The sequence below is a fragment of the Patulibacter sp. NPDC049589 genome (assembly GCF_040675535.1).
In the GTDB taxonomy this organism is placed as follows: domain Bacteria; phylum Actinomycetota; class Thermoleophilia; order Solirubrobacterales; family Solirubrobacteraceae; genus Patulibacter.
The window spans coordinates 12,616-31,406 of sequence record NZ_JBFAPC010000019.1 but is presented as its reverse complement, the minus strand read 5'-3'; the positions used below and the strand labels follow the sequence as shown (position 1 = coordinate 31,406).

Annotated in this window: 18 protein-coding genes; 10 read left to right on the top strand and 8 right to left on the bottom strand. The window is 71.1% G+C overall.

The window, feature by feature from the left end; translation table 11 throughout:
* Both AB0L40_RS05715 and AB0L40_RS05710 read right to left on the bottom strand, forming a co-directional pair.
* On the bottom strand, positions 1-1,500 hold the full coding sequence (locus AB0L40_RS05715) for a hypothetical protein (protein WP_364350515.1): 1,500 nt from the start codon (positions 1,498-1,500) through the stop codon (positions 1-3).
* Between the two features lie 105 nt (positions 1,501-1,605).
* Positions 1,606-2,364: a hypothetical protein gene (locus tag AB0L40_RS05710; RefSeq protein WP_364350512.1), complete on the bottom strand. Its 759-nt coding sequence runs from the start codon at positions 2,362-2,364 to the stop codon at positions 1,606-1,608.
* 194 nt (positions 2,365-2,558) lie between these two features.
* Here AB0L40_RS05710 and AB0L40_RS05705 point away from each other — a divergent pair, with 194 nt between their 5' ends.
* The gene (locus tag AB0L40_RS05705; protein WP_364350509.1) at positions 2,559-3,686 is read left to right on the top strand and encodes a glycosyltransferase family 4 protein; all 1,128 of its coding nucleotides are present in this window, start codon (positions 2,559-2,561) and stop codon (positions 3,684-3,686) included.
* 6 nt (positions 3,687-3,692) lie between these two features.
* Here AB0L40_RS05705 and AB0L40_RS05700 read toward each other — a convergent pair whose 3' ends face one another.
* Positions 3,693-4,856 carry a glycosyltransferase family 1 protein gene (locus AB0L40_RS05700; protein WP_364350506.1) on the bottom strand — a complete coding sequence of 388 codons (1,164 nt, stop codon included), beginning with the start codon at positions 4,854-4,856 and terminating at the stop codon, positions 3,693-3,695.
* A gap of 37 nt (positions 4,857-4,893) precedes the next feature.
* Here AB0L40_RS05700 and AB0L40_RS05695 point away from each other — a divergent pair, with 37 nt between their 5' ends.
* Positions 4,894-5,490: a class I SAM-dependent methyltransferase gene (locus AB0L40_RS05695; protein ID WP_364350503.1), complete on the top strand. Its 597-nt coding sequence runs from the start codon at positions 4,894-4,896 to the stop codon at positions 5,488-5,490.
* A 63-nt stretch (positions 5,491-5,553) separates the two neighbouring features.
* On the opposite strand, the gene AB0L40_RS05690 is transcribed toward AB0L40_RS05695, so the two are convergent.
* A complete protein-coding gene (locus AB0L40_RS05690; RefSeq protein WP_364350500.1) occupies positions 5,554-6,783 on the bottom strand; it encodes a glycosyltransferase family 1 protein in 1,230 nt (409 codons plus the stop codon).
* Here AB0L40_RS05690 and gmd point away from each other — a divergent pair.
* Both gmd and AB0L40_RS05680 read left to right on the top strand, forming a co-directional pair.
* Complete coding sequence (gene gmd, locus AB0L40_RS05685) at positions 6,752-7,717, top strand: GDP-mannose 4,6-dehydratase (RefSeq protein WP_364350497.1); 966 nt, start codon at positions 6,752-6,754, stop codon at positions 7,715-7,717. The two genes, AB0L40_RS05690 and gmd, sit on opposite strands and share 32 nt — an antisense overlap.
* A gap of 7 nt (positions 7,718-7,724) precedes the next feature.
* A complete protein-coding gene (locus AB0L40_RS05680) occupies positions 7,725-8,882 on the top strand; it encodes a glycosyltransferase (RefSeq protein WP_364350494.1) in 1,158 nt (385 codons plus the stop codon).
* Between the two features lie 7 nt (positions 8,883-8,889).
* On the opposite strand, the gene AB0L40_RS05675 is transcribed toward AB0L40_RS05680, so the two are convergent.
* The 3 genes from AB0L40_RS05675 to AB0L40_RS05665 form a co-directional block, all read right to left on the bottom strand.
* On the bottom strand, positions 8,890-10,032 hold the full coding sequence (locus tag AB0L40_RS05675; RefSeq protein WP_364350491.1) for a glycosyltransferase family 1 protein: 1,143 nt from the start codon (positions 10,030-10,032) through the stop codon (positions 8,890-8,892).
* 102 nt (positions 10,033-10,134) lie between these two features.
* Positions 10,135-11,334 (bottom strand): hypothetical protein, encoded by a 1,200-nt coding sequence (locus AB0L40_RS05670; RefSeq protein WP_364350488.1) that lies wholly within the window; start codon positions 11,332-11,334, stop codon positions 10,135-10,137.
* A gap of 166 nt (positions 11,335-11,500) precedes the next feature.
* The gene (locus tag AB0L40_RS05665) at positions 11,501-12,493 is read right to left on the bottom strand and encodes a GDP-mannose 4,6-dehydratase (protein WP_364350485.1); all 993 of its coding nucleotides are present in this window, start codon (positions 12,491-12,493) and stop codon (positions 11,501-11,503) included.
* 439 nt (positions 12,494-12,932) lie between these two features.
* Here AB0L40_RS05665 and AB0L40_RS05660 point away from each other — a divergent pair, with 439 nt between their 5' ends.
* The 6 genes from AB0L40_RS05660 (at position 12,933) to AB0L40_RS05635 (ending at position 17,607) form a co-directional block, all read left to right on the top strand.
* Entirely contained in the window at positions 12,933-13,832 is a 900-nt protein-coding gene (locus tag AB0L40_RS05660) for a WecB/TagA/CpsF family glycosyltransferase (protein ID WP_364350482.1), read from the top strand.
* A 10-nt stretch (positions 13,833-13,842) separates the two neighbouring features.
* The gene (locus tag AB0L40_RS05655; protein WP_364350479.1) at positions 13,843-15,123 is read left to right on the top strand and encodes a nucleotide sugar dehydrogenase; all 1,281 of its coding nucleotides are present in this window, start codon (positions 13,843-13,845) and stop codon (positions 15,121-15,123) included.
* A gap of 171 nt (positions 15,124-15,294) precedes the next feature.
* Positions 15,295-15,633, top strand: coding sequence for a hypothetical protein (locus AB0L40_RS05650; protein WP_364350476.1), 339 nt, complete (start codon positions 15,295-15,297; stop codon positions 15,631-15,633).
* Positions 15,634-15,803: 170 nt separating this feature from the next.
* On the top strand, positions 15,804-16,757 hold the full coding sequence (locus tag AB0L40_RS05645; protein ID WP_364350473.1) for an NAD(P)-dependent oxidoreductase: 954 nt from the start codon (positions 15,804-15,806) through the stop codon (positions 16,755-16,757).
* A 156-nt stretch (positions 16,758-16,913) separates the two neighbouring features.
* A complete protein-coding gene (locus tag AB0L40_RS05640) occupies positions 16,914-17,177 on the top strand; it encodes a type II toxin-antitoxin system prevent-host-death family antitoxin (protein WP_364350470.1) in 264 nt (87 codons plus the stop codon).
* A 4-nt stretch (positions 17,178-17,181) separates the two neighbouring features.
* A complete protein-coding gene (locus AB0L40_RS05635) occupies positions 17,182-17,607 on the top strand; it encodes a type II toxin-antitoxin system VapC family toxin (RefSeq protein WP_364350467.1) in 426 nt (141 codons plus the stop codon).
* A 25-nt stretch (positions 17,608-17,632) separates the two neighbouring features.
* On the opposite strand, the gene galE is transcribed toward AB0L40_RS05635, so the two are convergent.
* Positions 17,633-18,679, bottom strand: coding sequence for a UDP-glucose 4-epimerase GalE (gene galE / locus AB0L40_RS05630; RefSeq protein ID WP_364350464.1), 1,047 nt, complete (start codon positions 18,677-18,679; stop codon positions 17,633-17,635).
* Positions 18,680-18,791 lie beyond the last annotated feature (112 nt).

The following is an 18,791-nucleotide window of genomic DNA, read 5'->3' as shown; positions in this document are numbered from 1 at the left end:
TCAGGCTGCGGGGCGACCCAGCCGGGCACGGACCAACCCGATGATCTCGGGCGGGACGCCCCCCGTCGACAGGGCCACCAGGGTGAAGACGGCACAGGCGGCCAGAGACCAGGCGACGCTCCAGGCGATACCGCCCGCCAACGCCGACAAGAGGGCCGCCACGATCACCGCTGCGGCGACGGCCGTGAGCAGCGAGAGCAACGGACGCAGCCCAAAGCCGATGCCGCTGCTCTGGCGCCGGATGGCGACGAAAAAGGCGAAGGCGAGCGTGTATTCCGTCACGACCATCGCCGCCGCCGAGCCGGTCGCGCCCCAGGTCGAGGCCGCTACAGCCGTTAGCGCGATGCTCACCAACAGGATGCTCACATTGATCCACAAGAGCGTCTTGTGCTGGCGTGTTGCCAGAAGCAGGAACGAGCCCGCGGCGACGGCAAACGACCCAGGGATCGCGGCAGCGTGCAGCCGGGCAACGTCGACGGCGTCTCGGAACGCCGGGCCGCCGAGAACCTCGATGATGGCCGGAGACGCGACGCCGACGCCGACGCCAGCCAAAACGCCAATCAGAACGATGCCCTCGTAGAGCCGCGTTCCTGCGTAGCCGAAACGGGAAGCGTCATTGCCGGCCGCGCGAGTGAGAACCGGATAGGCACTGCCGACGGCGATGATCGCCACTGCAATGATCACCGAGAAGACGCGAAAGGAGAGCGCGAACAACCCGCTCTCGTACTCTGTTGTCGCCAGGTGCGTGACAATTTGGGCCACATAGGCGTAGATCGCGCCGATGCTGGTCCCGATTGCGTAACTCAGGGCCATGCGTAGCAGGCGGCCCATCTCGCGCCAATCCCAGCGCGGCCAGAGTGGTGCCAGGCTTCGAGCCACCGCCGCCGCGACGATCAGCGAGACGACCCCTGCCGGAACCAACGAGCCGAGCAGCGGAACCGTCCCCGCGCCGACGAGAACGAGCGCCATGAGCACGAGGGCCTGCACCGCCTGTCGGATGAAATCGATGGCGCCGACCCAGCCGAGGCGCAGCGTCGCCGCCAATGGGAGGCTGTACGTCGCCGGAACCGCTTGCACGATCAGCCCGACGCCTGCCACGACAGTGCCGACCAGCAGCGTGCTCGAAAACCCGCTGAGCAGGGCGAACACGACCATCGCGAGCGTAGCGACAACCATCAGGGACAGCCGGAGCGCAACGAGGACGCCCATCACATGATCGCGGTCCTCCCCCGACCGAGCGACGTACTCCCGTACCCCTAGGGCCGCAAGCCCGAAGTCGGTGACCAACAGGGCCACGGCGGTCAGCGAGAGGACCGTGACGAATCCGTCGAATGCCTGGATTCCAAGGTGCCGAGAGACGAAGGCCGTGGAGCCGACCGCGAACAGCGACCCCAGCGCGTAGAAGAGAATCCGCAACGTCCCGCCAGCGATGACGCGATCGCCCGCGCCGGTGGCATCAAGGACGTCGGTGACGTCGGGGGTCGGGGTGGCGTCGGACACGACGAGCGAGGGTACTGCGCGCCGAATGACGGAGAGACTGAGAGCGCATTGACGCCGCAAGTAGCGAGCCCACACACAACGCGGGACGGGCTCCGCGCCCGGCGCTCAGGCCTCGAGCGTGTACGAGCCCGGCCGCTCACCCGCGTACAGGTTCTTGAGTCGGTCTACGACAACCGCGGGATCCGCCTCGAGCAGTTCGTCGTACTCCGCGTTGTAGGCAAACCGCGACGTCCGGTCGGGTTGTTCGACGTAGCCCTCGCGGAAAGCGGTTTCGTCGTCCAGGGAACGGATCCCGTGCCCTCGTTCGACGAAGAACGCGTTGTTGTAGTGCACCGCGGCTAGGTCGTATCCGCTCCGCCGTAGGAGCTCAGACACCTGCGACAGGCTATGGCCGAAGAAATGGGGATTCTTCGGTTCGAACACATCGCTGTACTTCACGGCGAAGCGCACGGGCGGCGGGATGATCTCCTGGATCTCCGTGCAGATCAGCGTCGGCCGGTACGTCTCGAGCAACGCCTCGAGCACGAAGTAGTCGTAACTGTCGATGTCCAGATTGAGGAACCCGAACGTCGCCGAGATGCGGTGCGCGCTGAGCAGCGCGCAGACGTTCTGCGGGTCGACGAATGTCCGCACGAGGGCGACCTGCGGGGAGCGACGGTGCGTGGCCGCGAGGTGCGCGAACAGCGCAGAGTCGGCGTCGAACGCCAAGCCGGACCATCCGTCGCGATAGAGCCGCAGCGTGTTCGAGAGATTCACTCCGTCGCTCGCAGCGAGGTCGACGCAACTGCGCTCGATCTGTGGAAGCTGGGCGAGGAGTCGCGTGATGACCGCGTCCTCGCCGTGCGCCGAGAACTCTTCGCGCACGGACGCACGAGCCAGCGCCCGCATAGAGACCTGGCTCCCGACGCTGAGCGCGCGTCCGACTTGCCGTTGAAGAGTCTCTCGGCTCAGCATCGGAACCAAGATAGTCCACCGCCGACCGTTGGGGACGGAGCGACAGGCGCACGCATCCCGCCCCCATCCGGTCCGGCGATCCGGCAGTCCCTAGGCTTGGCGCAGTGTCTGCCCGTCCCCGTGTCGTCGTCCTCCGAGGCCACCAGGCCAACCCGTGGGAGCTGCGGCCTTGGGTTCTTCTGGAGGACCGCTTCGACATCGTCGTGCCCGAACCCGCGCGCGGCGACGGCTTCGACACCAGCGCCTTGCCACTCCGTCGAGTCCAGGCGCGGACGATGCGCGATGTCATGCCACGAGGTCGGCTCGGCGACGTCCTCACCCGCCTCCCAGGCGATCGATACATCGGCCTTGAGGACGTCCTCTGCGGCGCCGACATCGTCCATACGCAGGAGCTCGGCTACTGGTACAGCGCGCAAGCCGCTCGCCTGCGCGGGCGCCTCGGGTACAAGCTCGTGACGAACGTCTGGGAGACACTGCCGTTCGCTGCGGCCTACCGCAACGTGCGCACCCGTCCCTACCGCGAGGCTGTCCTGCGGCACACCGACCTCTTTCTGCCCGCCACGGAGCGCGCCCGCGACGCGCTGCTCGTGGAAGGCGCCCCTGCAAACCGAGTAGTGGTCTGCGCACCTGGCGTCGACACCGACCGCTTCCGACCCGACGGCCCGACTGGCGACGGCGATCCGGTCGTCCTCTCCGCTGGTCGACTGGTCTGGGAGAAGGGCCACCAAGACCTCCTGCGAGCGCTCGCCCTGCTGAAGCGCCGCGGCTCGTCCGTCCTACCGCGCGTCGTGATTGTCGGGAGCGGCCCGGAAGAGGACCGGCTACGCCGGTATTCGGGCGAGCTCGGGATCGCCGGGCGGGTTGAGTTCCGCTCGTTCGTGCCGTACGAGCAGATGCCGGACGTGTACTCCTCAGCAAGTGCGCTCTGGCTGGGCAGCATGCCCGTCTGGTCCTGGGAGGAACAGTTCGGGATGGTCCTCGCCGAGGCGCATGCCGCCGGGCTACCGATCATTACGACGACCTCCGGTGCGATTCCCGAGGTCGCTGGCCCGACTGCCGCCTACGTCGCGCCGGGTGACTGGGTCGGACTCGCTGATCGTCTGGCCTCCTCGGTGTTGGCCGGCCCGCCGGAACGTCACCGTGTCCGCGACGCGGAGCGGGTCGCCGCGTTCTCGGTGCGGGCCGCAGCCGACCGGCTCGCCGCTGCGTACGACCGCGCGCTGGGCGCCTGAGCCGCGCTACCCCGCGTCCAGGGCGTGCGCACGTCCGACATCTGCAGGGCGGGCCATGGCCCGCTCGTAGGCCTCTAGGTGCACAGTCGCGGACGCGTCCCAGGTGAACTGTGCGGCCCATGCATGCCCGGCCTCGCGACGGTCTTCACCATCCAAGGCATCCCGGATGGCCGTCGCGCACGCGGCCGGCTCGTCGATTGGAAAGAACCTCGGCACCGCCCCACCGATCTCCCGCAATACGGGGATGTCGGAACAGGCGACGGGAACCCGTCGGTCCATCGCCTCGATCACGGGGATGCCGAATCCCTCGTTCCGCGTCGGAAACGCCGCGCACGAGGCTGCCGCCCAGAGCCCCTCCAGCTCCTCGTCCGGCACGTATTCCAGGAAGGTCGTGCGCCCCGCGACACCTTCGGCCTCGGCCAGTTTTCGCAGCTCCAGGTCGTACGGCTCAGGATGCCCGACCAGTACGAGGCGCACGTCTTCGGGGAGATCCTGCAGGCTGCGAACGAGGAGCGCTTGGTTCTTGTGGGGACGTTTCGCAGCGACGCAGAGCAGCAGGCGGTCGTCACCCAAGCCGTACCGCAGACGAAGCTCCGCGGAGCCGATCGCCGCCCGGGCCGGTGCGCGGTTGAACCCGTGATGTGCGACGAGGAGCATCTCAGGGTCCAACCCGAGAACCTCCGATATGTCCTCTCCGGCGGTCGCAGTCCCCGTCAGCGCGGCGTCGGCGTCGCCCGCGGCGCCGCGCATCACGGTCCGCATGCCGGTCGTCGTCACCCGGCCGAAGGTCGCCTCGTGGAAGAACGTGACGTCGTGGAGCGTCACGACGTGGCGCAGGCGCGGGGTCCACATCGGTCCCAGCGACGCGAGGCTGTGCAGGATCTGAACGCGCCTACGCCGTGCCTCACGCGGAAGGAACACCTGCTCAGCGGTCTGTCGTCTCACGCGCTGGCCGTCGTCGCACGGGAACTCAACGATCTCGCACCAGTCGTCCCAGCCCTCCGAGCGCAGCGCGTCGGCCCCCAACCGGGTCGTGGCGACCGACAGCGAGATCTCCGGCGCAGCACGGAGAAGCGCCGGGGCCAGTCCCCGCAGGTAGGTGTCGACGCCACCCGAGGCACCGGGCTGGAGGAAGAGCGCGTTGAGCATCAGCGATCTCGGCAGAGTCACCGCGCCATCGTAGGCCGGGCGCCAGTACGGTCCCCCCGTGGGTTATTTCGACTGGCACGAGGAGCCCGGCTATTTCCGGGACGTCACCCGGCATTTCCGGTCGGACGCGCGTTTGCTTGACGTCGGCTGCGGCACCGGCTGGATCGCAAAGCACTTCCCGGACTACACGGGGATCGATGGGTCCCCCGATGCAGTCGCGCGGGCCGGCGATCTGGGGCGCAACATCATTCTCGGTGATGTCGATGAGCCGCTGCCTTTCGGGGACGGGGAGTTCGACGCCGTGGTCATGAAGGACCTGCTCGAGCACGTGCAGAGCCCGGGCGCGGTCGTGTCGGAGGCCCTGCGCGTCCTGCGCCCCGGCGGTCTCGTCTTTGCTTCCTCCCCCGACGCCCAGCGATGGGTCTGGGACGACTACACCCACGTCCGCCCGTTCACTATCCGCGGCTTCCGCCGACTCTTCATCGATCAGGGCCTCGAGATCGTCACCAGCGGTCACGAGTCCGTGATGCCCGGAACGTCGATCGTGAGCGCCCGGACAAAGGCCAAGCGCCGCCCCCTCCCGTACCGCGTCGCGGCCCGCACGCCTTTCATCCGGCGCAACGTGTGGATGCTGGCGAGGCGCCCGTCGACCTGAGCGCAGCGCCCCGGCACACGGACACGGGCGCCGAAGTCCTGGAACCCGCGGGTGCCGGTCGTCCTACGCCTCCCGGTGGCCCGACGCCGCGGCGACCAACAGGTCCAGCGTGTCGGCGGCGGTTCGCGCCCACGTGAACTCCGCGGCGCGCCGGCGACCCCGAGCGCCGAGGTCAGCGGCCCGGGCGTCGTCGGAGAGGATCTCGGCGAGGCCCGCGGCGATCGCGTCGACCGACAGCGGGTCGACGGTCACCGCCGCGTCGCCGGCGACTTCCGGCAGGCTCGAGACGTTCGAGGTCACCACCGGCGTTCCGACCGCCATCGCCTCGAGGACCGGCAGGCCGAAGCCTTCGTGGAACGACGCGTAGACGAAGGCGTCGGCGGCAGCGTAGACCGCTGGCAGATCGTCGTCGTCGACGAACCCCGCAAGGTGCACGAGATCGCCGGCGTCGGCCATCGCCCCGTCGATCTCCTCGTCCTGCCAACCCTTGTGGCCGACGACGACGAGCCGCCGGTCGCCGCGGACGGCCGCGGGCAGCGTCCCGAACGCCCGGATGGTGCGCACGAGGTTCTTGCGCGGCTCGCGGGTGCCGACGGAGAGCACGAAGCGCTCAGGCAATCCCAGTCGGGCCACCACATCGGGACGTGCCGACGCCCGGCGGTCGAGGTCTTGGTCCACCCCAAGGATCGTGACGGCCGCGCGTCGTTCCGCGGCCGGGAAGCGCGACAGCAGCTCGTGGCGGGTGGCCTCCGAGATGCACGCGAAGGTGGCCCCACGGTGGAGGGCAAGAGGCAACGTCGCGCGCTCTGCCAGTGCCCCTCGCGGCGGAGACGTAGCGGGATCGAACGCGACGAGATCGAAGACCGTAGCGACCGTCGGAACCGGGCTCGCCGCGGCCAGTAGATACGAAGCTGTCGAGAGCAGCGCGTCACCATGACGGGCAGAACGCGCTGCAGACAGCGCCCAGCCCGGATCCTTTCCCGTCACCGTCCGCCAGCCGAATCGCGGGTCTCGCGGAAGCCCAGCCCACGGCTGACGGGCCAGCAGCTCGTACTCGTGGTCATCGGCCCGACGCGCCAGCGCGAGCAGGACCTCACGGATGTAACGGCCACGTCCAGCTGGGACCTCCGAAGCCGCGCGTGCGTCGATCACGAATCTCACTTCAGGGAGGCTAGTCGGCAGGCATGCTTCCGCCTGACGGTCCCAGCGCAAGCGCAGGCGACTACGCCCTGTCGAGCGCTCGTCCCCTAGGCTCCCCGCCATGCCGAAGCGCGCCCTCATCACCGGGATCACCGGCCAGGACGGCTCCTACCTCGCCGAGCTGTTGCTCGAGCAGGGGTACGAGGTCCACGGCATGGTCCGACGTGCATCCACCGAGAAGTTCGACCGGATCGAGCACCTGCGGGACAAGGTGACGCTGCACCAGGGCGACCTGCTGGACCAGCGGTCGCTCGTCGACACCATGCGGGCGGCGAACCCGGACGAGATCTACAACCTGGCGGCGATGAGCTTCGTCGGGCTGTCGTGGGTCCAGCCGACGCTGACGGCCGACTTCACCGGCGTGGGCGTCACCCGGGTGCTCGAGGCGATGCGCGAGGCCGCACCGGAGGCCCGCTTCTACCAGGCGTCGTCGTCGGAGATGTTCGGCAAGGTCCGCGAGGTCCCGCAGAACGAGGACACGCCGCTGTACCCGCGCTCGCCGTACGGCGTGGCGAAGGTCTACGGGCACTTCATCACCGTCAACTACCGCGAGTCCTACGGGCTGCACGCGACGTCGGGGATCCTCTTCAACCACGAGTCCCCGCGCCGCGGCCTGGAGTTCGTGACGCGCAAGATCACCTGGCACGCGGCCGCGATCAAGCACGGCCTGCGCAAGGAGCTGGCGCTCGGCAACCTGGACGCCAAGCGCGACTGGGGCTACGCGAAGGACTACGTCAAGGCGATGTGGCTGATGCTGCAGCAGGACGCCGCCGAGGACTACGTCATCGCGACGGGCCAGACGAACACGGTCCGCGAGTGTGTCGAGGTGGCCTTCGACGAGGCCGGCCTGGGCGACTTCGAGCAGTACGTGCGGATCGATCCGCAGTTCGTGCGGCCCGCCGAGGTCGACCTGCTGATCGGTGACCCGGCGAAGGCGAAGAAGGACCTCGGCTGGGTCCCCGAGACCTCCTTCGAGGAGCTCATCCGCCTGATGACCCGCGCCGACCTCGAGCTGCTCTCCAAGTAGCTCCGCGGTGCGCATCTGCCTCGTCTACGACTGCCTGTACCCGTGGACGGTGGGCGGCGGCGAGCGCTGGTACCGCGGCCTCGCCGAGCGCCTCGTGGCCGACGGCCACGAGGTCACGTACCTGACGCTCACGCAGTGGGACGACGGCCAGGAGCCCGAGATCCCGGGCGTCCAGGTCATCGCCGTCGGGCCGCGGCTGGAGCTCTACAAGGACGGCAACCGGAAGATCGGTCCGCCCCTGCGGTTCGGTGTCGGCGTGCTGCGGCACCTGCTGCGGCACGGGCGGCGCTACGACGTCGTGCACGCGTCGTCGTTCCCGTACTTCTCGCTGCTCGCGGCCGAGGCCGCACGGCCGCTGGGGCGCTACGGCGTCACGGTCGACTGGTTCGAGGTGTGGAGCCGCGAGTACTGGCGCGGCTACCTCGGCGGCATCGGCGGGCGCATCGGGTGGACCATCCAGCGCGTCTGCGCGCTGATGCCCCAGACCGCCTACGCGTTCAGCAGGCGCTACGCCGAGCGGCTCGACGCGATCGGGTTGCGCGGCGGCGTGACGCTCCTGACCGGCATGCACGCCGGTGCGCTGGAAGCCGCTCCGCCCGCACCGGCGGCCGATCCGCCGACGGTCGTCTACGCCGGCCGGATGATCCCCGAGAAGCGCGCGTGGCTCGTCGTCGACGCCATCGCGAAGGCCCGGGAGACCGTGCCCGACCTCCGCGGCCGGATCTTCGGCGCCGGACCCGAGCACGACCGCGTCGTCGCCCGGATCGCCGAGCTCGGGCTGCAGGACGTCGTCGAGGTCCCCGGCTTCGTCGCCACCGAGGTCATCGACGAGGCGATGCGCACCGCGCTCTGCGTCGTCCAGCCGTCGTCCCGTGAGGGCTACGGGCTCGTCGTCGTCGAGGCCTCCGGTCACGGCGTGCCGGCGGTCGTCGTCGAGGGGGCCGACAACGCGGCGGTCGAGCTGATCGCCGAGGGCCAGAACGGGCACGTCGCCGCCGAGCCCACGGGCGCGTCGATCGCCGCGGCGGTCGTCGCCTGCCACACCGGTGGCGAGGCGCTCCGCGAGCGGACCCGCGCGTGGTACGCGGAGAACGCCGAGCGACTGTCGCTCGACGCATCCCTGAAGACCGTGTCGGCGGGCTACGGCTCCGCCCGCCGCACCTGAGGCGGCCTCAGCCGCCCAGCGCCCGCCGGTACGACGCCGCCGTCTGCTCCGCCGCCCGCTCCCACGAGAACGCCTCCGCACGCTGCAGGCCCCGCTCACGCAGGTCGTCGCGCAGCGCCTCGTCGGTCAGCAGGCGCTCGACCGCGGACCGGATCGCCTCGGGATCCGCCGGGTCGAACAGGAGCGCCGCGCCGCCGGTGACCTCGGGCAGCGACGCGCGGTCGGAGCACGCGCTCGGCACGCCGCGCGCCATCGCCTCGAGGACCGGCAGGCCGAAGCCCTCGTAGAACGACGGGAAGACATGGGCCGTCGCCAGGCGCCACAGGCCCTCGACGTCGGCGCGCGACAGCCAGCCCGGGAAGCGCACGTCGTCCCGGACGTTCCGCGCCGCGGCGTGGAGCAGCAGCGCGGGCTCGTGCTCGGTCGCATAGCCCGGGACGACGAGCAGCGGCCGGCGCTCGGCCGGGATCGCGGCGATCGCGTCGATCAGGCCCTCGACGTTCTTGTGCGGCCGCTTGGCCGCCATGCTCAGCAGCACCGGACGCTCCCCGAAGCCCAGGCGCCGGCGCAGCGTCGGCTCGTCCGTCGCGATCGACGGATCGGGCAGGGTCGTCGCCAGGTGGACGACGTCGATGCGCTCCGCGGGCGTGCCGATGTGCGCGACGACGTCGTCCTTCGTCGACTGCGAGTCGGCGATGATCCGCCGCGAAGCGCGCACGGCGGCGGGCACGAGCAGCCGCATCCCCAGGCCGCGGAGGCCGAAGTGGGCGTCGGGCGCGACCGCGTAGTGGAGGTCGTGGACGGTCGTGATCCGCGGCGGGCCGCCCGCCAGCCGCCCCGGGCCCGTCGAGGCCAGGCTGTGGACGAGGTCCGCCCCCAGCTCCGTGGCGAGCCGCGGGACGTGGCGCTGCTCGCCCCAGACCCACTGCTTGCGGTCGCGCGCGTCGACCGGCGCCGTGACCGACTCGACGACGGTGTTCCAGGGCGCATCGGCGTCGCCGGCCGCGACCTGGTTGACGATCGCGACGGGATCGAGGCCGTCGATCGCGGCCAGCCGCGGCAGGAGCTCGCGGGCGTAGACCTCCATCCCCCCGGTCTCCCCCGGGACGAGGTAGACGAGGTTCAGGGCGACGCGGATCGGGGACGGCACGGTCGGGGATGGTCGCACGCCCATTCCGATGCCGTCCCGGCTAGGGGGTGCGACCACGACGGCCCGGGCGACCGGGACGTCGTGCGTCGGCACTCCCGGCGCCTACCGCAACCTCGATGCCGCGGACAGCTTCGCCACGCGCTCGGATTCCTGGCCGTCCAGGCGCACGGCGTTCGTCCGGCCGGTCCTCCGGTCCACCACGACGTTCAGGACCGAGCCGCGAGGCGCCGCCGCCCCGGCGGGCACGGGGGCGTTCAGCAACTCGAACGTCCCCCGCAACGACACGACGGCAACGTCGCTCGCGAGCCACGCGTCCCGCTCCTGATCCGCGGGGTCCCGCGTCACCGGCGCCTCGGGAGAGATCGCCTCCGATGCCTCCTTCATCGAGGCCGTGCGCACGACCGCGGAGCTGACGCGTCCCCGAACCGACGGGTTCGCCTCGACGCCGTCGACCACCTTGCGCAGCTCATCCGCGGACAGGAAGGTGCGCGCCGACCTCTTGAACCCGGCGAACGGCGACGGCGTCAGTGCTCGCGACACCTCGAATGGCGGCGGGGTGGCCTGGGCGGCCCGGGAGCTCTGTCCGCTCGCACACGGAGGTCCGCCGGTGCCGAAGTTCAGCGAGTTCGTCGAATACCCGGGCACCGGCTGCTGGTAGCACCACTGGTTCCCCTGTGTCGCTCCGACGTACGACGACGGGATGTATCCGTACCCCGGAGGTCCGACGGACGTCTCGATGAACGTCGTCCCGGAGGTCGGGACGTGCGTCGGGTTGCCCGACGCGACCTCGAGTCCCGCCTCGACACGGTACGAGTACGCGGGGAATGGCGACGACGGGGCCGGGCAGTTGAGCACCGCGCCTCCGAAGTAGATGCACCAGCTGCCGGTGCCCGTCGACCGGTGCTCTGTGGTGTAGAAGACGTTGAGTCCCGGGCCGCCGGGGAAGTCGTACTCGGTGAACGTCGCCGACTCCGCCGGATTCGTCGGGTTCGACGCCCAGGCCAGGAAGTACACCGGCGTGCCGGTCCAACTCGCCCCACTCCCCGTGCCGTAGCCGATCGTGCCGGTGGTGGTGCCGGACTCGACCCAACGGCCATCCGGGAAGTTGGTCCACCCTTCGTGCTGCATGCGGGCACCGTCGTAGTAGCCCATCGGATCCATCTGGCTCGTACGCAGCGTGATCGCCGAGTTGCCGACCGCGTAGGTCGGCGACGTCCGGATCTCCGAATAGCAGTGGGACGGGTAGCACGGCGCTGCGTCGGAGCGCCCGGGCAGGATCATCAGCACTGACGTCGCGATCACGACCAGCGCCCCGACGATCCGCGACGCGGGTCTCGAGAATCGGTGCCCTCCGGAGGCGAACACGGTGGTTGGGACGGCATACACACGCATGCCGCGAGCGTACATCGACGGAAACCCGTGACAGCGCGGATCGCCCCGGGTGGCACCGAGGCCGGCGCAGCGCTCCCTACGCGCCCCCCGCCCGCTCCAGGTCCGCCGCCACCATCTCGCCGACGAGCTGCTCGAACGTGTGCCGCGGCGTCCAGCCCAGGACCGTCCGGGCCTTCGTCGGGTCGCCGACCGGAGGCCACTGCTCTGGGGGGCGAACGAAGCGGGGGTCGACGACGACGCGGTCGCGGATGCGGCCCTCGCGGGTCGGGACGAGACGCTCGACGCCGGCGGCGGAGAAGGCGGCGTCGACGAGGTCGCCCACGGTGTGCGGGACGCCGGAGGCCAGGACGTAGTCGTCCGGGGTGTCGTGGCGGAGGGCGAGGACCATGCCCTCGACGATGTCCTTGGCGTGCGACCAGTCGCGGACGGCGGCGAGGTCGCCGAGGGTCAGCTCGTCGGCGCGGCCGGCGGCGATCGCGGCGACGCCGGAGGTGACCTTGCGCGGCAGGAAGCGCTCGGGGCGCCGGGGCGACTCGTGGTTGAAGGTGACGGCGGAGACGAGGTGGCGGTCCTGGCCGTCGCGGAGGGTGCGGACCAGACCGTGGGCCGCGAGCTTCGCGACGCCGTAGGGGCTGCGGGGCCGGGTGGGCGCCGACTCGGCCTGGGGCGACACGCCGGCGTCGCCGAAGATCTCGCTCGAGCTGGCGACCAGGACCCGGACGCCGTCCATCGCGGCGGTCTCGGCCAGGATCGCGGCGGTGCCGGTGACGACGGCGCGCGTGACCTCGGTCGGGTCCTTCCACGAGTCCGGCACGAAGGTCGGCGCGGCGAGGTGGTAGATCTCGTCCGGCCGCGCGTCGGCGATCGTCCGGCGCAGGCCCTCGGGGTCGAGGAGGTCGGCTGTCACGAGCTGCACGTGCCCCGCCAGATGGCCCAGGCCGGCCGCCTCCAGCGCGCCCTCCGTCCGCCGGACGGTGCCGAGCACCTCGTCGCCGTCCGCCAGCAGGCGCTCGGCGAGGTACCCGCCGTCCTGGCCGGTCACCCCGGTGATCAGGACGCGACGGGTCATGGGGTCCTCAGGAGCGGCCGGGAACGCATCCCGCGGAGTGTATGAGGCCCGGTCCGCAGGTCCCGTGGCGAGCGTCCGACCGGTGGGGCACGGCCGTTGGCGCCGATGGGGGAGCCGACGCGGGCCCCGCCGCAGGGCACGCCGCGGCCCCTGGCGGGCGCCAGACTGGGCGTCGCCGGGGCCCCGGCGACGCCCGCCGACCCGCCCGCGGCCACCGGGGCCGACCGACTGGACGCATGGGCGATCCGTTGCAGGATCGGCCCCTTGGTATCGCGATCCCACCCCGTGGGTAGGTGATGTCGACGGACGTGCGGCACACGGGACGGATCCCCCGGACGGTAGGTTTCACGCTTCGCGCAACTTCTGTAGGCACCACGGGTTTAGGACTCGTAGCGACAGGAGGAGGACGATCCCCGTCTTCGCGTCGCATCCCCACACCATGCACAACGACGGGAACCCGGTCTCCAACGCGGACGTCCTCCGGTCTCTGGCCACCCCGCCTCCCCAGGTCGAGGTCGTCGGGATCCCGATGGCGCTCACCACCTACGAGCGCACGCTCTCGTGGATGGACGCCATGGTCGCCAGCCGCCGCCAGGGCTACGTCTGCGTCGCCGCGACGCACACCGTGATGGCCTGCCACGAGGACCCGGAGCTCCGCGCCGCCGTGCTCGGCAGCTCGCTGACCGTCCCCGACGGCCAGCCGCTCGTGTGGGCGATGAACCTCCTGGGCCACCAGCAGCCCAACCGCGTCTACGGCCCCACGCTGATGGAGCGCCACTGCGAGCACGCCGCCCGCAACGGGACGCGCGTCTACCTCTACGGCGGCCGCGACCGCGACGCGCTGGACACCCTGGCCCGCAACCTGCTGGACCGCTTCCCGGGCCTGACGATCGTCGGCGGCTGGTCGCCGCCGTTCCGTCCGCTGACGACCTCCGAGGAGGAGGACATCGTCGACGAGATCAACGGCTCCGGCGCCGACGTCGTCTGGGTCGGCATCGGCGTGCCGAAGCAGGAGAAGTGGATGGCCGCGATGCGCCCGCGGCTCGAGGCCCCGGTGCTCGTCGGCGTCGGCGCCGCGTTCGACTTCCACGCCGGCCTGGTCCCCCAGGCCCCGGCGCGCGTGCAGTCGCTCGGGCTCGAGTGGCTCTTCCGCCTGGCGCAGGAGCCTCGCCGCCTGTGGCGGCGCTACGCCCGCTACAACCCACTCTTCGTCCTGCGCTTCACGACGCAGCTCGTGCGCCAGCGCAGCTCGGGCCAGCACGTCGCCCCGGTCCTCCTCGAGGGCCCGCCGCCCCGCCGTCGCCCGCTGCGGCGCAGGTCGGTACCCGCCGGTCGATAGCCTCCCGCAGGTGGATCTGGACGTCGCAGTCGTCGGTATCGGTCGCGTAGGGCTCCCGCTGGCGCTCGCGTTCGCGGACAGTGGTCTGCGCACGATCGGGATCGACGCCAAGGAGGACATCGTCGCGGCCGTCCAGGACGGCCGGATGCCGTTCGAGGAGCCGGGCGCCGCCGAGATCCTCGAGCGCGTCCAGGCCAACGGGTCGCTCGAGATCTCCGGCAGCGTCGCCGAGGCCGCCCGCGCCCGGCACATCGTGCTGACGCTCGGCACCCCGTCGTTCTCGCACATCGAGATCGACGTCAGCCAGATCCGCAGCGTGCTGGACGACCTGCTCCCGCACCTGCGCGAGGGCCACTGCATCGTCCTGCGCTCGACGATCGCCCCCGGCACCACCGACTTCGTCGCCGGCTACCTCGAGATGCACCGCGGCTTCACGGTCGGCACCGACCTCTTCGTCGCGCACGTCCCGGAGCGGATCGCGGCGTCCCGCTTCTTCGCCGAGATCTCCACGCTGCCGTGCATCGTCGGCGGCGTCGGCGAGCGCTCGGGCGAGGTCGCCGCCGGGCCCTTCGCCGCCCTCGGGGCACGCGTCGTGCAGACGACGCCGATCGAGGCCGAGCTGGCGAAGATCTGGACCAACATCCTGCGGTACACGATGTTCGCGCTGCCCAACCGACTGATGATGGAGTGCGAGCAGTACGGCGCCAACGTCTTCGAGGTCATCGACCTCATCAACCGGGACTACCCGCGCGGCGGCATGAAGCTGCCGGGGATGACCGCCGGCACCTGCCTGCGCAAGGACTTCACGTTCAGCGAGGAGCGTTCGCCGGCGCCGGGCATGCTGCTCGCGGTCTCGCGGGTCAACGAGTCCGTCCCGCTGTTCCTGCTCGACGGGCTCAAGCGGCGTCTGCCCGGCGGCAAGCTGCGCGGTCGCAAGATCGCGGTGCTCGGCCTGGCGTTCAAGGGCGACACCGACGACGAGCGCGACTCGCTGAGCTTCAAGCTCATGCGGCTCCTGGAGCGCGAGCTGGCCCTCGTCGCCGCGCACGACCCGCACAGCCCGTCGTCGACGCTGACGCTGGCGGAGGCCGTCGCGGACGCCGACGCGATCGTCCTGGCGACGAACCACACCGCGTGGAAGGACCCGGCCGTGCTGCGGCGGATCGCCGACCTCGCGTCCGACGGCGCCGTGCTGGCGGACCCGTGGAACTGCTTCGGGCAGGACACGGTCTTCGGCGAGGCCGAGGCGCTCGCGTCGGCTGTCGAGACCGCCGTCCCGTCGGCCGCCTGAACGTCGACCGGCGGCCGGCGGCCACGGCGGTGGGCCACTCGCCGCATGCCAAACGGGTCACTGGGCCGGAGCCGCGCCCCGGCGGATGACGCCGGCGGAGTGCCGCGGCTCGGCACGGAATCGGCACGGCCTGCGGTTGCTCGATCGCGGGCCGTCAGGCACCATTGCCTCATGGCCGACCGGGAGTTCCAGGAGATCGGGCGGCGGATCTCCGACACGCTCGAGGAGATCCGGATCCTCCGCGTCGAGCACGCCCGCGTGTGGCAGGAAACGAGCGATCGATGGGCCGCCCAGCACGAGGCGACCGTCGCGCGGTGGGAGGCGGACCGCGAGCAGCGGCAAGCGCAGTGGGCGGCGTACCGCGAGCACCAGGACGAGATGACGGAGGAGATGCGCGCGCTGCGCGGGACGAGCGATCTCCAGACCGCCGAGCTGCGCGAGGTGAGCCGCACGAACGCCATCCAGACAGACGCGTTGCGCCTGTTGATCGACCGTGCGAGTGGCGACTGACGCCGGGGTATCGACACGGGAGCGGTCCCGTCACCGGCGCCCGGTACCGGTATGCCCGGAAGCACTCGAGCTCCGCAGACGACGGGTCCGGCGCACCCCCGACCCGGGGTCCCCGCGCGCGTCGCCGCCGAAGCGCGCCGGCGATGGCCTCCCGGATACCCTGACCCGCAATGTCTCGCGTTCTCGTCACCGGCGGTGCCGGCACCATCGGCGCCGCCGTCGTCCGTCGTCTCCTCCGCGACCCGCGCTTCGAGGTGCGGGTCTCCGATCAGCGCGACGCGCCCGACTGGATGCGCGAGGGCTGCGAGATCCATCGCGGCGACCTGCGGGATCGCGCCGAGGCCAAGCGGGCGCTCGTCGGCTGCTCGCACGTCATCCACCTCGCCGCGATCGTCGGCGGGATCGGCAACTTCCACAAGCTGCCGTACACCCTGACCGACGTGAACTCGTCGCTCTACAACAGCGTCATGGGCGCCGCGATCGAGATCGGCGTCGAGCGCTTCACGTACGTCTCGAGCTCGATGGTCTTCGAGAACTCGACGAGCTTCCCGACGAAGGAGTCCGACGTCGAGAAGGTCCCCACGCCGACGTCGGCGTACGGCTTCTCGAAGCTCACTGGCGAGATCCAGATCAAGGCCGCGCACGCCGAGCACGGCCTGCCGTACACGATCGTCCGCCCGTTCAACGCCTACGGCCCGGGCGAGATGCCCGAGGACGAGCCCGGCATCGCGCACATGGTCCCGGACGTCATCAAGAAGGTCCTGGCGCTGCCCGAGGGCGCGCCGCTGCCGATCTTCGGCAAGGGCGATCAGACCCGCACGCTGACCCACGTGCAGGACATCGCCGACGGCATCGTCACGGCCACCGGCCACGACGCCGCGCTGAACGAGGACTTCAACATCTCCGCCGGGGACGAGCGCACGATCGCGAACGTCTGCGAGGTCATCTGGGAGCAGTGCGGCCGCAAGGACGAGCTCGTCTTCGAGCACCTGCCGACGTTCCAGGTCGACGTGCAGCGCCGCTGGCCCGACGTGTCGAAGGCCAAGGCGCTGCTCGACTGGGAGTCGCAGATCTCGCTGGACCAGGGGATCGCCGACACGGTCGCCTGGCTGCGGACGGTCTGAGGAGCCGCCGTCAGGCCACGCCGCCCGCTCTCGGCTCGTCGCGGACGGGTCGAGCAGGGGCAGCCTGCGGCGCAGCCGTGGCTTCGGCGCACGTTCGATCCAGCCCCGCCCCGATTTGATGTACATCTGCCACCACGCGAGTTGTACATTTCGTTCATGGACGTTGCCATCAGCACCCTGCGCGCCGAGCTGTCGAGCTGGATCGATCGGGCGCGGGCCGGCGAGGAGGTCGTCGTCACCGACAGGGGGACCCCGGTGGTCCGGCTCCTCGCCGTCGAGGCCGCGCCGCTGATCGATCGCCTGACGCGCGAGGGCGTGCTCGGCCCACCGACCAGCACGGAGCGTCCGGTGGCGACCGCTACGGAACGGGTTCCGGCCGTCGGTTCGGTCTCGGACCTGATCTCCGAACACCGCCGTTGACCCCGTGCCCCTCGGGTACTTCGACAGCAGCGCCCTCGTCAAGCTCCTGATCGCCGAGGCCGGGAGCGAGCTCGCGGGAGACCTCTGGAACTCCTGCGACGTAGCGGTCTCCAGCCGCCTCGCGTACCCCGAGGTCCGCGCGGCACTCGCCGCAGCCGGCCGCGCGAACCGCTTGTCCTCAGCGGATCAGCACCGTGCCGAGGCGCTCTGGGAACGGTTCTGGGCCGCGACCAGACCGGTCGAGCTGACCCCGGCAGTGATGTCCCACGCCGGCGATCTCGCGGCGCGGCACGCACTCCGTGGAGCAGACGCCGTCCACCTGGCCAGCCTGCTCGCGCTCGAGAGCGACCAGACGGTGTTCGTCGTGTGGGACGAGCGACTTCGAGCGGGAGCGCAGGCCGTCGGAGCGCGACTCGCCCCGGCGGGGTGAGGGACGTGCCCGGCAGCGCGGACCGTCAGCCGTGCGCCCGGCGCGTGTCCTGTGCGGCCTCGCGCTCCGCGGTGCCCGGGGCGTTCCACGCCTCCCACGCGCCCTCGACCATCGTGCGCAAGTCGCGGGCGGGCTTCCAGCCGAAGTCCCGCTCGATCAGGCGGGCGGAGCCGACGATCTTCGCCGGGTCGCCGCCGCGGCGAGGGGCGACGTCGTAGCCGAGGGCCTCCTCGCCGACGACCGCGAGGATCGTCTCGACGATCTGGCGGACGGACACGCCCTCGCCGCGGCCGACGTTGTAGGCCGGGGCCAGCTGCTTGCCCTCCTCGAGCAGGAGTGCGGCGCGGACGTGGGCCTCGGCGAGGTCGACGACGTCGATGTAGTCGCGGACGCACGAGCCGTCGGGCGTCGGGTAGTCGTCGCCGAAGACCTTCGGCCGGTCGCCGCGCGACAGCGCGCGGAAGACGAGCGGGAAGAGGTTGTACGGGCTGTGGTCGACGATCGAGACGACGCCGTTGGGGCTCGCCGGCTCGTCGCGGGGCGGACCGGAGCCGACGACGTTGAAGTAGCGCAGCGACGTGTGCTTCAGCGCGGGATGCGCGGTCGCCTGGTCGCGGATCAGCCACTCACCGATCAGCTTCGACTCGCCGTACGGGCTCTCCGGTCGCTGCGGCGCGTCCTCGGTGACGATCTCGCCCTCCATCGTCCCGTACGTCGCGGAGCTCGACGAGAACACGAGGCGGTCGACGCCGCGCAGGCCCATCTGGCGCAGGAGGACGCGGGTGCCCTCGACGTTGGCGCGGTAGAAGTCCAGCGGCACGTTGACCGACTCGCCGGCGTACTTCAGGCCGCCGAGGTGGACGACGCCGTCGACGGGCTGGGCGTCCAGCGCCGCCGCCACGGCCGCGGCGTCCTCGAGCTTGCCCTCGTGGAGCGTCACCCCGGTGGGGACGAACTCCCGGAAGCCCGACGAGAGGTCGTCGAGCACGACGACCTCGCGGTCCGCCGCCTGGAACGCCTGGACGATGTGGGAGCCGATGTAGCCGGCCCCGCCGGTGAGAAGCCACGCCATGGGCCGCAGTCTAGGCCGCCCGGCTGAGCGTTCCCCGGGTGGTCGTCGCCGACCACGCCGGCCGACGGCTCGCCGTCGGCGTCCGCGGCGGGCTCCTGACCGTGGGCCGACC

Coding starts and splice junctions, on each gene's coding strand:
- AB0L40_RS05640 (WP_364350470.1), top strand. CDS start 16,914: ATGGACGTTGCCATCAGCACCCTGCGCGCCGAGCTGTCGAGCTGGATC.
- AB0L40_RS05665 (WP_364350485.1), bottom strand. CDS start 12,493: ATGACCCGTCGCGTCCTGATCACCGGGGTGACCGGCCAGGACGGCGGG.
- AB0L40_RS05650 (WP_364350476.1), top strand. CDS start 15,295: ATGGCCGACCGGGAGTTCCAGGAGATCGGGCGGCGGATCTCCGACACG.
- galE (WP_364350464.1), bottom strand. CDS start 18,679: ATGGCGTGGCTTCTCACCGGCGGGGCCGGCTACATCGGCTCCCACATC.
- AB0L40_RS05660 (WP_364350482.1), top strand. CDS start 12,933: ATGCACAACGACGGGAACCCGGTCTCCAACGCGGACGTCCTCCGGTCT.
- gmd (WP_364350497.1), top strand. CDS start 6,752: ATGCCGAAGCGCGCCCTCATCACCGGGATCACCGGCCAGGACGGCTCC.
- AB0L40_RS05645 (WP_364350473.1), top strand. CDS start 15,804: ATGTCTCGCGTTCTCGTCACCGGCGGTGCCGGCACCATCGGCGCCGCC.